We start from the raw sequence: 15,288 nt of genomic DNA, 5'->3' as shown, positions 1-15,288 counted from the left end.
TGCCCAGCCCACGGTGAGCGCCCGTCTGCCGAATGGAATGCCCGGAATCCAGTGCCGACTGCAGTCACCGTAAATTTGTCGGTGGACCCCCCCGTTCGATGTAGAGTATGTTGTTCATGCGCCGATTGATCGGGGGAGTTCGTGGGCCATCTGCAGGCCATGACCAGCATTGATTCGTCTGAAGCGGCGGAGCGGATCGGGCGTCTGCTGGTGGAGCGTCGGCTTGCCGCCTGTTTTCAGGTTCTCGGCCCGATTCGCAGCATCTACCGATGGCGCGGCGAGATCGAGCAGGCGGACGAATGGATATGTCTGGCGAAAACGACAACTGAGCGATTTGCCGAGTTGGCGCAGGAGATCGCCCAGGCGCACCCGTACGAGACGCCGGAGATCATTGCGACGCCGATCGTCCACGGGCTCGGCGACTATCTGGACTGGATCACCGCCGAGACGGCGCCGTCCACGCGCTCAGGCCAGCACCCGTAGCTGCTCGTCGAGGTCCCGTACAGGCTGTGTCTCCCGCCACGGCCGGAGTTGATCGCGGACCTGTCGGACCCGGGCCAGCCCCAGCGAGAAGTCCGTCTGCGCCACGATCGCGAGCGCGTCCGCGGCCAGTTGGCATGCCTGGTCGGGCTCCCGGCGGTGGATGTGCACCTCGGCGAGGGCGGCGAGCAGCAGCGAGCGCTTTTTCGTGGCGGTCGGGCTGGTCGGCGACAGACTCTCGGCCGCGGCCGCGTAGGCGGCGTCCGGGCGGCGTAAGCGGGTGAAGGTCGTGACCTTCATCCCGTTGAGGCGGGGGCGGTCGAAGAACTGCGTCCATACCCGGTCGTGCGCCGGATCGGCCCGGTCGTAGGCGTCGCCGGCCCGCTCGAGCGCGCGCAGCGCCGCGCCGCTGTCCCCCCGGGAAGCCTGTTCCTCGGCCTCGCGAGCGGCCAGCCACGCACGGGTCATCATGCTGCCGCCGAGCGCGGCTCGGCGCTGCGCCTCTGTCAGTAGTGCACAGGCCTGGTCCGGGCGCCCGGCCATACCCGGTTGATAGCTTTCGTACCCGAGCACACATGCCCACAGGGCGTTGTCATCGGCCTCGCGGGCGGCCTCGACCGCGACCCGGTAGTAGGCGAGTGCCCGCGTGTTGTCGCGCATGTCAAAGGCGAGCCACCCGGCAAGTGCCGCGGCCTCGCCGGCAGTGGCGGCCAGGTCACGGCGTACCGCCGACCGTGGTGAGGTCTCCAGCAGCCGGCTCAGCGTCACCAGATGCGTGGTCACCTTGTCCATGAGGGCCCGGGCCGGGACCCGTTCCTCCAATCCGAACAGACCCGCCGTGCGCGCGGACAAATCATCGACAATCGACGGGGTGACCACGGCCTGCTGCCGAAGGGCCGCGGAAAGCCGATCCCAGGGCTCGGTGTCGAAGGTGACCGGTGTGACCGCGACGCCCCCGGCTGCCGCGACCATCCGTAAGAAGGAGCGCCGCTCCACGCTCGTTTGGGGCTGTCCCGGATCGCGGCCCGCCTCCGGATCGGTGCGGACCCGGGTCATCGTTTCGTCGTCGATGAAGCCGAGTTCCCCGGAACTCCGGTGGAATAGCGCGCGCAGCAGCCGTTGGTAACGAAGGCTGGGCTTCTTGTCGCCCTTCTCCCACTTGCAGACCATATTGCCGGTGACGCCTGCCTCGCGTCCTTCGTGGATGACGGCGAAGCGTCGCAGCTCGGTCGCGAGTCGTTCCTGCGACCAGCTTCTCTCCTCGCGACAGGTTCGCAACCGGGTGTTGGGGATGCGTTCCGGGGGATTCGATACGGCGGGCGAAACCGCCCTGGCTGGCGCTGTCATCTTCCGTCTCCCCCAGATGGCGTGCTCGACAAAGGCAGCTTATCCCGTCGTCCTGGACATCCGACTTGCACCCACCCACCTGGCCGTCCGGACAAGGGCTCGGACAGTTCGGCGCCGGCCGCCGTTTGGTTCGGACGCCTTTCCCCGTGATTTCACTGGAGGCCGTCAACGCGGCACCACTGACCACCACCGAGCGCCGCTGGAAATGTCAAGGGGCGGTGGCGAGAAGCGTTCGGTCCATTGTGTCCATGACTCGCCAGATGTGATCGGTACTATAAGTAGGTATTTGTGTGGAAGCCGGTGCATCAGGTGATATCGGGACCGGTTTACCGGTGGCTGCGGGCGCAAGTATCGATCATGTGATGCCGGCCGCTCGCGGTGACCGTGCCCGGGTGCCCTCGGTGACCGCTTAGAGTCTCACTCTGTGAGCGCCGGCCCCCAACCCAGCACCCCACCGGTATCGTCTGGTGGCCATCCGCTACGAACGTGGCAGCGGGCCGCCCTCGCGGCATACCAGGCCAGGACGGGTGCCGGTGCGCGCGACTTCCTGGCGGTCGCGACGCCGGGGGCCGGCAAGACGACCTTCGCGCTGCGGGTCGCCTCAGACCTTCTGCGCGACGGCGTGGTGCGCGCGATCACCGTGGTGGCCCCGACCGAACATCTGAAACGACAGTGGGCACAGGCCGCCGCCGCGACGGGCATCGCGCTCGACCCGACCTTCCGCAACACCGCCGGGGCAACCTCGTCGGATTACACCGGTGTCGTGCTGACCTACGCACAGGTGGCGGCCCATCCGGCCCTGCACCGGCTGCGCTGCGAGCGACGCCGCACGCTGGTGATCCTGGACGAGATCCACCACGCCGGTGACGCCCGGTCCTGGGGGGATGCGGTCCGCGAGGCCTTCACACCCGCAACCAGACGGTTGGCACTCACCGGAACGCCGTTCCGGTCAGACGTCAATCCCATTCCCTTCGTGACCTATCTCCCCGGTCCAGATGGCGTGACCCGCAGCGTTGCGGACTCCTCCTACGGGTATGCCGACGCGCTACGTGACGCCGTTGTGCGTCCCGTGCTGTTCTTGGCCTATTCTGGGGAGATGTCCTGGCGGACCAGCGCCGGGCATGAGCTCTCAGCCCGTCTCGGCGAGCCGCTGAACAACGAACAGACCGCCGCCGCATGGCGCACGGCACTTGACCCGCGTGGCGATTGGATCCCCGCGGTGCTGGCCGCCGCGGACACCCGCCTGGGCCAGGTACGCGTCGGCGGAATGGCGGACGCGGGCGGGTTGGTGATAGCCACCGATCACGCGAACGCCCGCGCCTACGCCGCGATCCTGCGCCGAGTCAGCGCAACCGAGCCGGTGGTCGTGCTCTCCGACGATCCCGCGGCCAGCTCGAAGATCGAGGCTTTCCGGGGTTCGAGGGACCGTTGGATGGTCGCGGTCCGGATGGTCAGCGAGGGCGTGGACGTGCCGCGGCTGGCTGTCGGGGTCTATGCCACGTCCGTGGCCACGCCGTTGTTCTTCGCTCAGGCGGTGGGTCGCTTTGTGCGGGGCCGGGGCCGGCCGGAGATGGCGTCGGTCTTTCTGCCCAGCGTTCCGGCGTTGCTCGCGCTGGCCGGTGAGATGGAGGTCCAGCGCGACCACGCCCTCGACAAGCCACTGCGCGAACCGGATGCGTTCGACGACGAGTCACTTCGGGAGGCCAACCGGCGCCGCGACACCCCTGACCTGGTGGACCGGTCGTTCACCGCACTCGGTTCGTCCGCGCACCTCGATCGGGTGATCTTCGATGGTGGCGAGTTCGGCACCCAGGCCGCGGCCGGTTCCGCCGAGGAGGAGGACTTTCTGGGCCTTCCCGGGCTGCTGGAACCGGACCAGGTCGCGGTGCTGCTCAAGCAGCGGGAGGCGGCCCAGCAGGCCGCCCGGCGCAAGCAGGAGCGCACCGGGCGTTCCCCGTCCGCATCAGGGGCACCCGATGTCCCCGGCCAGGCCGGTTCGCAGGTCCGGCCGGACCTGCGTGCCGACGCCACCGGCGAGGCTTCGGCGGACGACCGTCCCACCCATGAGGTGATCACCGAGCTGCGCCGGGAGCTGAACCGGCTCGTCGCAGCCCACCACCACCGCACCGGGCGGGCGCACGGGATCATCCACGGTGAGCTGCGGCGTACCTGTGGCGGGCCGGCGACGGGCCAGGCCAGCGCCGCGCAGCTACGGGCGCGCATCGACACCGTCCGCCGCTGGGAGAAGTAGCGGCCCGCGGCCCCGCCGGATCATCGCGTCGATCGTGGCTCCGGACATACCGCTCGCGGTCAGCTGCGCACGTGAGAGCAGACCATCCTGGTGAGCGGCGAGCCGATCGAGATCCGGGAGCACACGGAGAGGGTCCCGAAATATCCGGACGAATGTGCCTTATCAACAGGAATCCGTCGGGCGAGGTGGGTCGTCACGGCGAGAAGATCCTTGTGTTACTGACGGTGCGATCCTGGCGAGTGGAAGGTTGACATCCCAGAGGGCCATAAATCGGACACAGGATGTACGTCTACCTTCCACTCGTGCCGGTCGCTCCAAGGGGGTCTGGGTCAGGCGGTCTGGGTCAGGGTCACGGATGTGATCTGCGCCTTGCTGACGGGGGCACCATCGGTGCTGCCTCCCTCGATGCCGGGGGAGGTGAGGGCGTCGAGGATGCTGAGACCATCGGTGATCTTACCGACTATCGTGTAGTTGCTTCCCAGCGCCTGCACACCGGCGGCGTTCGGGTCCTTGTAGATGAGGAAGAACTGGCTGCCGTTGGTGTTCGCACCGGCGTTGGCCATGGCGATCACGCCGCGGGTGTACGTGGCGCCGTTGGTGTTCTCGTTGGCGTAGGCGAAGCCCGGTCCGCCCTGGCCGGTACCGGTCGGGTCACCGCACTGCAGCACGAAGATGTTCTCGGCGGTTTCACGATGGCAGGGGGTGCCGTCGAAGTACTTGGCACTGGCCATGGTGAGCAGGGCGTGGACGGTGCAGGGAGCCTTCGCCGCGTCCAGCGCTGCCTTGATCGTGCCCTTGTTCGTGGTGATGACCATCGTGGCGGGGGACTGGTCGACGGTGCCGGCCGCCGTGGGCAGGCTCACCGGCCGTGACGGATCCCGGCCGTCCGAGGTGTAGGTGCAGGGGCCGACCTTCGTCGACGCGGGCGCGGCGGACGCCGCGGATGATGGTGACCCGGATGGCACCGCAGATGCGGACGGGGTCGCCGATGCCGACGCTGAGACGGTGGCCTTGTCGTCGTTACCGGCGAACAGCAGCACCCCGGTGACCGTGCCGGTGAGTACTACCACGACGCCCGCGGCGATGACGGCGATCAAGCGCTGGCGGCGGCGTCGCTCAGCCGCGCGGCGTTCCGTCTGGCGGGTGATCCTCGCGGCGGCAAGCTCGCGTCGTCGCCGCGTCTTGGACGTCACCACCTGTCGGTCTCCTTGGTTCCTTGGGGCCGCCGGCGCCGCGACAGTATCCATGATCGCGTCGCCCTCGGCTGGCTGGCCGTTCCGGGTACGGGCGGCTTCGTCCGGCTCCGGTGAGGGTCTGTTCATGGAGAGTACTAGGCCCGTCCGATGGATCTCCGATCGCGCGGATCGATGCCCACCGGGCAGGCCAGGGAGGCCGATGGGGTGCCGACGGTGATCCGTTGTGTTAACCGGATGTTCACGATTTTCTGCTGTGTGAGACTCCTCTCCTTCGCTCGTATGAAACCTATTCTGTGGATGGTCCCCAAGGGGTTCGTCCACGAGGAGTGCCGTGTCGGAGATTATCTTGACCTTGGTGGCGGAAGCGCTCAGCGCCGCCGTGTTCGCACTCGTAGCCTCGCTGTTCCGACGGTGGCGGGCATCGGCTACCCACGCGGCCTGATGGACACGGCGTCTGACCGGCGCGCTGTCTGACCAGGCACGGTTTCTGACCAGGCACGGTGTACTGAGCGATCCCTGCGTCGCCACCGCCCACTGCGAGCTGAAGACCGGCCACATACCGGTCCTTGTATTGATGATCATATAATCGTTGCGGTGAGTACCACTCTCCTTGATCCACGCATCTACTGCCGGTCGCTCTTAGGCTTCGGCGGGCGCGTCCGGTGAAGTCTGGGCCTCTCGTGGCATCTCGGGCCCTCCGCGGGTGGGAGCCTCTCGACGCCCCTGCGACGCCGATTCGCCGCCACGGCTGTGCTGGGCTACATAGGTGCCCACGCCGATCGCCGCTGCGATCGGCCACTCAACGACCTCCGCCACGGCAAGCGCACCCAGGCCGAGGTAGAAGGCGGTCTGGGCTGGTGATGGCAGCCTGACCGGACCCACCTTCATGCTCGTACCCGGAGCGCGGGGCACCTCAAGGCGGGCCGTCGCGAACGGTGTCCGCAGAGTCGCCGTGTGCGGGCGTCCCGCTTCGCGTTGCCCTGCGTCGCGGGCGTGGCCGTTGTCGACATTTTGATCGCCACGCTCCTCCCTGGCTTCCGCGGCGGTGGTGCCGTTGTCCCGTGCCCTGTCCTGTGACTGGTCGTCTGTCCTGCTAGGCATCGGACCTCCTTTCCGTTATGTGTTCATCCTCCCGCAGGGGAACCGCAGGTAAACGGGAGATCTCAAAATCGAAACCTCCACCTTTCTTTGAGGCAAATTTTTTACTTTCCGTCAAGTTTTCCTCACTTTTTGAATCAATTTTTTGCTCGCGATTAAGAGCGCCCGGCAGTAGGGGCGTGGATCAAGGAGTGGGGCTGGGGTGCGTGCATCGCGAGGCGGAGGAGGGAGGCACCCTGGTGTTGGGTGTCGACCGACGACAACGTGGCGAGGTGCGTGCCCCAGCCCTGCGACGCCGCGTCCCCTATTGCCGGGCGCTCTGAGCCCCGGAGGCGCCGGCGTGCCTGGACCGGGTGTTTAACGCCCGCGTCGGGGTATCGGGCCAGCTACACGCACCGGCCGGTCGGACGGTCGGAGCCGATTGGTCCTGGTGGCGTGGCGGTGGAGGCTGCCGCCTGACGTGCTGACCTCTGGTGACCGTAAAGAATCTTACGGTGATGATGGGAGGGTGCAGATGCCCCTGTCAGGGGTTTGGCACCTGCTGTCCGGCATGGGGCTTGCATCGGTGGCGAGACCGTTTCTGGATCGGATGGAGCCCGCGGTTGCTCCCTCACCCGACGATCGGATTGCCCGATCCCGGGCAAGCGTCAAGGTGCACGGTAAAGGTATCTGGGGTCCGTCGGGCGAGGCGCGGCGCAGGCTCCTGGAGCAGGAGCTCCAGCGCTGCCCAGGGGTCCTGTGGGCCCGGGTCAACGCACCGCTGGGACGGGTTCTGCTCGCGTTGTCCGATCCCTATCCGACCCAACGCGAGTTGACGGCGGTAGTCGAACGGGTGGAGCGCCTTGACGCCAGTGGTGCTGACGGCGGTGGTGCTGACGCCGGTGGTACTGCGGGGGGCGGTGGCGGTGGCGGTGAGGCGCTGGTCGGGGCGGGCGGCCACCGTAGCCCGAGGCTGTCCGATCAGCCGGATTCACCGGCTCCCGTGGTGCGGGCGGCTACCGCGCTGGTCGCAGACGGGGTCGCCTTCGGGGTGGCGTCGGCGGGTCGGGTCGCCCGCTGGTTGCCATTGCCGATCGAGCTCGCCTCGCTCGTCACGGTCGTCGACACCCAGCCGCGACTACGCGGGATCCTGGAGCGGGCGATCGGCCTGGAGCGGGCGGACATCGTCCTGGCGGTGGCCACCGCAACCGCGATGGGGCTGTCGCACGGGGACGTCGCCATCGGTGTCGATGCGGTGCTTCGAGCCGAAGCCCTTGCGGCCGCCTGCGCCCGCCGCAACGCCTTCATCGCAGCTGGCGACGATCTGCTCGGCGATCCGGACCGTGCGGCAGCCGAGGCGGTGGTCGGCGAGCGGCCCCGACCGCTGCCGCGCGGGCCGCTGGAGCGGTACGCCGACGCCGCCGGGATCGGCGCGCTGGGGGCATTCGGGGCCACCGCGGCCGTCACCGGCGACGCGCGCCGTGCCGCTGTGGCCGGGTTAGCCCTGCTACCGCGTCCCGTACGGTTCGGCCGGGAGGGATTTTCCCACCATCTCATGTGGGTGCTGGCGCGCCGCGGTGTCCACGTGATGCATCCCGAGGCCCTGCGGCGGCTCGACCGGGTCGACACCATCGTGATCGATCACGACATCCTGGTGAGCCCCATGCTCGCAGTTGGCGAGGTCATCCCGGTGGACGGCGCGGACCCGAGCGAGGTCGCAGTCCAGGCCTATGCGCTGTTTCAGCCGACCGATCCGGCCGCACTGGTCAGCCGGGACGGTTGGACGCTCGCCCCGCTGGACCCGCTGGACCCGCTGGACCCGCTGGACCGGCTGGACCGGCTGGACCGGCTGGACCGGCTGGCTCCGTACGGCTGCTCGGGTATCCAGGACAAGCAGCGGTTGGAAACCGCGGGGGCTGCGAGGATCCTCGGCCTCACACAGGGTGGCAGACCGATGGCGGTCGTCTGGGCGATTCCCGAGCGGGCGCCGGCGAGCGAGGCGCTGTTGGCGTCCTGTCGTCGCAGCGGACTCGCGGTGCGCGTGGCCCAGGGCGACCGGGGTCCGGCCGACGGTCTCGGGTTCCCGGTGGTCCCGGGCGGGCGGCGGCTGGTGGCGGTCATCGCCGATCTACAGGCGGAGCGCGGCGGTGTTCTTGTTGTCTCGCACCGGCGTGCCGCGGTGGCCGGCGCCGACTTCGGTGTCGGGGTCGACGACCACGACGGCTCCCCGGCCTGGGGTGCGGACGTCCTGGTCGGCGGGGATCTCTCGGCCGCGGCGATGATGGTGGAGGCTGTCGCCGCCGCCGCCACGGTGAGCCGGCAAGCGGTGCGGCTCGCCCAGATCGGGTCCGGCGCGGGTGCGCTGGTAGCGGTGACCGGCGTCGGCCCCCACCTGGTGACCCGCTCGACGCTGATGGTGCACGGGGCGACCGCGCTGTCGCTCGGCAACGGGATCCGGGTTGCACGTGATCTCGCTAGGCGTCCGCCGCCGCCGGCCAGCCCCTGTACGCCATGGCACGTGCTGCCGGCGCGACGTGTCCTGGAGCAGCTGGGCAGCACCCCCGATGGGCTCTCGCGCGCTGACGCGCTGGCGCGGCGCTCGGAGGTGGCCGGCGTGGGCGCGGTCGCGCCGGATCTGGTCGGAGCCTTCGTCCGGGAGTTCTCCAACCCGCTGATGCCGATTCTCCTCGGTGGGGCGGCTCTGTCGGCTGCCACCGGATCGGTGCTGGATGCGGCTCTGGTGGTCAGTGTCGCGGTCGTGTCCGCGCTCATGGGTGCGGTCCAGCAGCGGCGGGCCGACGCCGCTCTTGCCCGCCTGTTCGCCCAGTCCGCGGTCCGCGCACGGGTGCGTCGCGATCGCCGGGATGTCGACGTCACCGCACAGGAGGTCGTTTCCGGCGACGTGATCTCGATCGGGCCAGGGGACGTCGTTCCCGCCGACGGCCGCCTGCTGGCAGCGACAGATCTTGAGGTTGACGAGTCCTCGCTGACCGGTGAATCCCTTCCCGTTGCGAAGTCCCCACGTCCGGTCGCAGCCAGTCACGTGGCCGCCAGGGCGTCCATGGTGTACGAGGGAACCACGGTGGCCGCCGGTCACGGCAGAGCTGTGGTCGTGGCGACGGGTCCGGCCACCGAGGCGGGCCGGAGCATGGCCGTGGCGACGGGTCCGGCCAGGGCCGTCGGGGTCGAAGCGCGGCTCTCCGCGATCACCGAGTTCACCGTGCCGGTGGTGATCGGCGCGGCCGGGACGCTGCTCGCGTCCGGACTCATCCGTGGCCGGCCCGTTCGAAACACGCTGAGCGCGGGCGTGGCGCTGGCTGTTGCCGCCGTGCCTGAGGGCCTGCCGTTCCTCGCCACTGCGGCCCAGCTTTCCGCCGCCCGGCGGTTGTCCGGCCGCGGGGCACTGGTACGAAACCCGCGGACCATCGAGACTCTCGGCCGGGTGGACGTGCTTTGTTTCGACAAGACCGGCACGCTCACCAGAGGCAGGATTCGCCTGGGGGCCGTGTCGGACGGCGCCCGGACCGCCGCCGTCATGGACCTTGATGCCCGGCAACGCCAGGTCGTGGCCGCCGGACTGCGCGCCACCCCGGCCGATGTCGCCACGCATGCCAAGCTGCCCCACCCCACCGACCGGGCGGTGGCCAAGGGAGCGGCTGCCGCCGGCGTTGGGTGCGACCACGGCCTGGCGTCGTGGACGGCGGTGGCGTCGCTGCCTTTCGAACCGGGCCGCAGCTATCACGCCTGCCTCGGGCGGGCGGGCGACGGTGCGCTCCTCAGCGTCAAGGGTGCGCCCGAAGCGATTGTCCCGCGTTGCGTCCGGTGGCGCACCGTGCACGGCACCATCCCCCTTGACCGGGCCAGCCGTGCACGGTTGAACCGTGAACACAATGCGCTCGGTCGAGGTGGCTATCGGGTGCTGGCGGTCGCTGAACGGCGGATGCCGGTGGCGGCTCGGGAACTGGCCGACAGCGACCTCGACGGGCTGACCTTTCTCGGCTTCCTGGGGCTGTCCGACCCGGTCCGGGCCGGCGCTGGGCCGTCGCTCGTCCAGCTGAGCGACGCGGGCGTCCGGACCATGATGATTACTGGTGATCATCCGACCACCGCGGAGACGATCGCCACCGAACTGGGAGTACTCGACAGCGGCCGGGTGGTGACCGGTACGGAGATCGATGCCCTGGACGACGACGCGCTCGACGCGCTGCTGCCCGAGGTGTCGGTGGTGGCCCGCGGTACCCCGGCGCACAAGGTGCGCGTTGTCGAGTCCTATCAGCGGCTGGGCAAGGTGGTCGCGATGACCGGCGACGGGGCCAACGACGCCCCCGCCATCCGGCTCGCGGACGTCGGGATCGCCCTGGGCAAACGCGGCACCCCGGCAGCTCGGGCCGCCGCCGACGTGGTCGTCACCGATGACAGGCTCGAGACGATCCTGGATGTTCTGGTCGAAGGCCGGGCGATGTGGGCCTCGGTCCGCCAGGCGTTGGGTATTTTCGTGGGGGGTAACCTGGGTGAGATCGCCTTCACCCTGCTCGGGTCGGTGGCCACGGGGGCATCGCCGTTGTCGGCCCGGCAGTTGTTGCTGGTCAACCTCCTCACCGATCTCGCGCCGGGGCTCGCCGTGGCGCTGCGCCAACCCGACCCCGACAAGGCGGGTCAGTTTCTCGGCGAGGGCCCGGAGCAGTCGCTCGGCCGCGCACTCGCCCGGGAAGTGGCGGTGCGCGCCGTCGCCACCACGGCCGCCGCATCCGGTGGATGGCTTGTCGCCCGTTTCACCGGCCGTCGCCGCCACGCCGACACCGTGGGGCTTGCTGCTCTGATCGGCGCGCAGCTCGGTCAGACGGTCCTGGTTGGGGGCCGGGGCAGGTCGGTGCTGCTGAGCAGCCTCGGATCCGCGGCCGTGTTGGTTGCGGTCGTACAGACACCCGGGCTCAGCCACTTCTTCGGTTGCACCCCGCTCGGTCCGGCCGGCTGGACGATCGTGGCCGGCTCCTGTGCGGGTGGAACGCTGCTGTCCAGGGCGCTGGAGCCGGTTGCGGCCCGGGTCGTCCCGGACACCGCGGCTCTGCTCCCGGCCTGGCTCCACCCGGGTCAGTGGCGGCGTGCGGAGGACTGATCCCGCGCCGCCGCAGGCCCGGGTGAAGCCGGAAGCCGGTCGCCCCTGTTGCCGGTCGGCCCCTATTGCCGGTCGCCCCTGTTGCCGGGCGCTCTTATGCCTGGACGGGCCGGTTGCCTGTCATGTCGGCCCCGGGCGCCGCCTTTGCGACCAGGTCCGGGATCACCTCGGACAGCTCTCCCGGCGACCAGCGACCCTGTCGGTCGACGCCCGGACCGTTGACCCAGCCCTCGACAACGGTGATGGTGCCGCCGAACACGGAGAACACCCGGCCGGTGATGTCCTTCGAAGCGGTGCTCCCCAACCACACCACGGTCGGGGAGATGTTCTCCGGCGCCAGCGGGTCGGCGGCACCGGCGGAATCCTTGATTGCCTGGACGGAGGCCAGGTCCTCGGTCAACCGGGTCAGCGCGGTCGGCGAGATCGCGTTGACGGTGATCCCATAACGAGCGAGCTCCTGCGCGGTGATCACGGTGAAAGCCGCGATACCCGCCTTGGCCGCGCCGTAGTTGGACTGTCCGACATTGCCGAACAGCCCGGACGGTGAGGTCGTGTTGATGATTCGAGCGTCGTTGGGCTGACCCGCCTTGGCCCGATCGCGCCAGTAGGCGGCGGCGTGGTGGGTCGGTCCGAAGGTGCCCTTGAGGTGCACCTTGATGACCGCGTCCCACTCGGCTTCGGTCATGTTCGCGAGCATCCGGTCGCGCAGGATGCCGGCGTTGTTCACCACCACATCCAGGCCGCCGAAGGCGTCGATGGCTTGGTCGATGAGGTTCTTGCTGCCGTCCCAGCTGGAGATGTCGTCGGTGTTGGCGACGGCCTCCCCGCCCGCGGCTTTGATCTCGTCGACGACGGCCTGGGCGGGGCCGGTCGAGGCCCCCGAGCCGTCGCGGCTGCCGCCGAGGTCGTTGACGACGACCTTGGCGCCCTCCTGGGCGAACAGCTTCGCGTGTTCGCGGCCGATGCCGTTGCCAGCCCCGGTGACGACGACGATGCGTCCCTCGCAGATCCCGGTCATGCCCGTACTCCCGCTGTCACGATCTATCTCCTATGTCTGCTGGTGCCGTTGTTCCACATGATGGCTGTGGGGGTGTTGTACGCGCCGTTCGGCTTCGGCGCGCTGTTCGCCTTCGACCCGTTGTCTGACCGCAACCTGCCGGTTGGCGAGGGTGCCGGCCGGGGTGGATCGGGGGTCCCGATGCATCCTCACGCGCGGTGGGGTCCGCAAGCCACCGAAGCGCCCGAGTGCCTGCCAGGCCCGGCCGCCCGTCACCGCAATCCGACGGTGGGCCGGGCCTACGCGACGGCGAAGGTCGCCGAGCCCTTGATGTGGACACCACCGGTCTGGCGGGTCGCGGTGAGTTCGACGTCGACCAGGCGTCGTCCGTCCTTCTCGCGTCGGCCGACGACGCTGCCCGAGTAGGTCAGCACGTCATCAGGCCACGCCTGTTCCCGGAACTGCACCTGGAACCGGCGGATGTTCGCCGCGCCCAACCAGTCGGTGGCATAGGTTGCCAGGATGCCGGCCTGCAGCATCCCGACCGCGAAAACGGTCGGGAAACCGGCGGCCCGCGCGAACTGTTCGTCATGATGGATCGGGTTCATGTCGCCGGACGCGCCCTGGTAACGGACGAAATCCGTGCGGGTGAGCGGCGTGTCGGTGAACGAAGCCGCGGCCACGCCGAGCTGGAGGTCCGCCCAGCTCGTGGGATTCACCGCGGTGGTCGCCGTTGTCACAGTCGTCGCCGTGGTCACGGTGGTTGTCATGACGTGGCGGACCCTTCCGTCGGTGCCTGGCCGGTGACGATGGCGGTGCTCTTCGCCTCGGCGACGAGCCGGCCTTCGGGCGTGCGGAACTCGGTGAGGAGTTCGACGAACCGCATGCTTCCGCCGCGCCTGCCCTGCTTTTCGTAGCTGGCGCCGATGCGGGTCTGGCCGACGAGGCGGGTGCCGGCGCGCGGCGGTTCACCGTGGAAGACGAACTCCTGCTCGCCGTGCAGGAGCCGGGCCATGTCGCCGAGCTCCTCCATCGGTGGGGTGTTCTCGGGCCCCGTCCAGAAGGCGGCGGAGGCAAGGAACGTCGCCGGTGACACCGGCACGTCAGTGGTGAGGTAGTCAGGGTTGGACGACTTGGTGGCGCGGGCGAACTCGCGGATCTTGCCGAGTTCGACCTCCATCGTGAACGGGGCTCCTGGCATGGGCCGCTCCTTATCGACTGGTGATTATGCGTTCACGACGTTGTCATCTCTGCGCCCAAGATGCACCATGATCGATTTTGGTTGCGATCCGCAAGCCGTCGGTCCCGGCGTCAACCGTGGAGTCGACGGCCACCGGGCCGCGGGAAGTGCGGAGGGAAGGGGCGCGGGACGGAGTACGGGACGGGTCGCCCGTGGGGTCGCTCGAGGGGGCGCCCGCGGGGTCGCCCGCGGGGCTGACGGTGGGGCTGGTAGCAGGGTCATTGCCGACTGCGCGCAGATTTTTGCCAAATGTTTGTTGTCTGTTGCTATATTGTTTAAGAATTGATTTTTTGCCGTTGAACGGATGATCTGTTGGTTGGACCCGGGTAAGAATTGTGACCGTTTCGTCATTGCGCGAACGAACCGATCCCCTGTGCAGGCGGCCTTCGTCGACCTACGCTCGATCCGATGGCGCAGTTCTTGGACCGTGACAGCCCCACGGTGGGACGGCATCGATCACCCTGGGGGCGATCGGGCCGGATCCTTCCTGTCCGGTGGGGGCGTATCGCCGCCGTGACCATGGCCCTTGTGATGGTCATGGGGGTGGGGGCGTGGCTCCGCTTCTGGCCTACCGGGGCGCAGGCGGCAGCGGTAGGCGCACCCGCGGCCACTGCGGCGACCGGGGCAGACGGTGGTGTCGCCGAGGTCACGACCACGCCTGGCGCATCCGGCGCACCTGTGGCGACTGCCGGTACGGCTCGCGGCGTCGCGACCGGGGTCGCCGTTGGTGGCGCTCCCGGCACCACCGGGCGACTTCCGACGTCGGGTCCGGCACTGGCCGCCGACGGGAGCGGCCGGGCCGCCTCACCCGCGGCAACCGTGGCGTCGGCCGCGAGCATCGTGTTCTCGCCCGCCATGCTCGACCTTGGCTCGGTGAACTCCTCGGCGACCGTGGAACTGCGTAACACCGGCTCTGTCACCGCCGACTACCAGTTCGCGGCGACCCCGGCCTGGCTCGCCGTCGGCCCGTCAGCCGGCACGGTCGCCGCCGGCGGCCGTAAGGCGGTCCTGTTCTCCCTCGACCGCACTGCCGCGCCGGCAGGTCTGGTCGACATCTCGGTCGCGGTCGTCGTCCGCAGCGGCTCAACGCAGCCCGCAGGCACCGGTGCGGTCCGGGTGACCGCGGTGGTGTCCGGCCCGCCCGTCATCAATGCGGTGACGGCGGCCCCGTCGATCGTCTACCCGCTGGGATGCGCACCCGCGTCCGGGCCGACCCTGTCGATGGTGTCGGTGCGCGCGACCGACGCGACCGGTGTTTTCGGCGTGCAACTGGTTGCCCGGCTGCCCGATGGCAGGACGACGACCACCGCGCTCAACCTCGACAGCGCGACCGGGCAGCAGTCCGACTGGTCGGGTCCGGTCGGGCCGTCGAACACCGCCGGTCGGTTGTCGTTCACCGTGACCGTCACCGATCTCAACGGTCTGCGTACCGAGTCCGCCGGTTCACTGGATGTGAGCGACTGTCCCGCCCCGACCGGGTGAGGGCTACCGGACGCTCTGTGGGAACGATGTGAATCTGGTGTTGTGGCAGGAGCATCAGATTCACATCGTTAAGGTCGCCCGGCAATAGAGGAGCGGATCAAG

10 protein-coding genes are annotated in these 15,288 nt (G+C 69.3%); 4 read left to right on the top strand and 6 right to left on the bottom strand.

The window, feature by feature from the left end:
• The first annotated feature begins 141 nt into the window (after positions 1-141).
• Positions 142-483: a divalent-cation tolerance protein CutA gene (cutA, locus tag U9983_RS08300; protein WP_322753455.1), complete on the top strand. Its 342-nt coding sequence runs from the start codon at positions 142-144 to the stop codon at positions 481-483.
• Here cutA and U9983_RS08295 read toward each other — a convergent pair.
• Complete coding sequence (locus U9983_RS08295; RefSeq protein ID WP_322753454.1) at positions 466-1,827, bottom strand: helix-turn-helix transcriptional regulator; 1,362 nt, start codon at positions 1,825-1,827, stop codon at positions 466-468. The genes cutA and U9983_RS08295 overlap by 18 nt on opposite strands.
• A gap of 424 nt (positions 1,828-2,251) precedes the next feature.
• On the opposite strand from U9983_RS08295, the gene U9983_RS08290 reads away from it, so the two are divergent.
• Entirely contained in the window at positions 2,252-4,078 is a 1,827-nt protein-coding gene (locus U9983_RS08290) for a DEAD/DEAH box helicase (protein WP_322753453.1), read from the top strand.
• 329 nt (positions 4,079-4,407) lie between these two features.
• Here U9983_RS08290 and U9983_RS08285 read toward each other — a convergent pair whose 3' ends face one another.
• Positions 4,408-5,274 carry a peptidylprolyl isomerase gene (locus U9983_RS08285; protein ID WP_322753452.1) on the bottom strand — a complete coding sequence of 289 codons (867 nt, stop codon included), beginning with the start codon at positions 5,272-5,274 and terminating at the stop codon, positions 4,408-4,410.
• A 639-nt stretch (positions 5,275-5,913) separates the two neighbouring features.
• Positions 5,914-6,375, bottom strand: coding sequence for a hypothetical protein (locus U9983_RS08280; protein WP_322753451.1), 462 nt, complete (start codon positions 6,373-6,375; stop codon positions 5,914-5,916).
• 511 nt (positions 6,376-6,886) lie between these two features.
• Here U9983_RS08280 and U9983_RS08275 point away from each other — a divergent pair.
• On the top strand, positions 6,887-11,467 hold the full coding sequence (locus U9983_RS08275) for an HAD-IC family P-type ATPase (RefSeq protein ID WP_416211313.1): 4,581 nt from the start codon (positions 6,887-6,889) through the stop codon (positions 11,465-11,467).
• A gap of 94 nt (positions 11,468-11,561) precedes the next feature.
• Here the strand turns inward: U9983_RS08275 and U9983_RS08270 are convergent, their stop codons facing one another.
• From U9983_RS08270 to U9983_RS08260, 3 genes are all read right to left on the bottom strand, one after another.
• A complete protein-coding gene (locus tag U9983_RS08270) occupies positions 11,562-12,485 on the bottom strand; it encodes an SDR family oxidoreductase (RefSeq protein WP_322750357.1) in 924 nt (307 codons plus the stop codon).
• Positions 12,486-12,763: 278 nt separating this feature from the next.
• Positions 12,764-13,234: a MaoC/PaaZ C-terminal domain-containing protein gene (locus tag U9983_RS08265; RefSeq protein WP_322753449.1), complete on the bottom strand. Its 471-nt coding sequence runs from the start codon at positions 13,232-13,234 to the stop codon at positions 12,764-12,766.
• A complete protein-coding gene (locus U9983_RS08260) occupies positions 13,231-13,665 on the bottom strand; it encodes an FAS1-like dehydratase domain-containing protein (protein ID WP_322753448.1) in 435 nt (144 codons plus the stop codon). Before U9983_RS08260 ends, U9983_RS08265 begins: the two co-directional genes overlap by 4 nt.
• 558 nt (positions 13,666-14,223) lie before the next feature.
• On the opposite strand from U9983_RS08260, the gene U9983_RS08255 reads away from it, so the two are divergent.
• Entirely contained in the window at positions 14,224-15,186 is a 963-nt protein-coding gene (locus U9983_RS08255) for a BACON domain-containing protein (protein ID WP_416211314.1), read from the top strand.
• Positions 15,187-15,288: the final 102 nt, after the last annotated feature.

The organism is Protofrankia sp. Cas3 (assembly GCF_963555955.1).
In the GTDB taxonomy this organism is placed as follows: domain Bacteria; phylum Actinomycetota; class Actinomycetes; order Frankiales; family Frankiaceae; genus Protofrankia.
Note: the sequence above shows the minus strand (reverse complement) of the source record. Positions and strands in the feature narration are given on the sequence as shown.

What these genes read in the sequence shown, in the direction of transcription:
- U9983_RS08275 (WP_416211313.1), top strand. Translation starts at nt 6,887, where the DNA reads ATGCCCCTGTCAGGGGTTTGGCACCTGCTGTCCGGCATGGGGCTTGCA.
- U9983_RS08270 (WP_322750357.1), bottom strand. Translation starts at nt 12,485, where the DNA reads ATGACCGGGATCTGCGAGGGACGCATCGTCGTCGTCACCGGGGCTGGC.
- U9983_RS08295 (WP_322753454.1), bottom strand. Translation starts at nt 1,827, where the DNA reads ATGACAGCGCCAGCCAGGGCGGTTTCGCCCGCCGTATCGAATCCCCCG.
- U9983_RS08255 (WP_416211314.1), top strand. Translation starts at nt 14,224, where the DNA reads ATGGCCCTTGTGATGGTCATGGGGGTGGGGGCGTGGCTCCGCTTCTGG.
- U9983_RS08280 (WP_322753451.1), bottom strand. Translation starts at nt 6,375, where the DNA reads ATGCCTAGCAGGACAGACGACCAGTCACAGGACAGGGCACGGGACAAC.
- U9983_RS08260 (WP_322753448.1), bottom strand. Translation starts at nt 13,665, where the DNA reads ATGCCAGGAGCCCCGTTCACGATGGAGGTCGAACTCGGCAAGATCCGC.
- U9983_RS08265 (WP_322753449.1), bottom strand. Translation starts at nt 13,234, where the DNA reads ATGACAACCACCGTGACCACGGCGACGACTGTGACAACGGCGACCACC.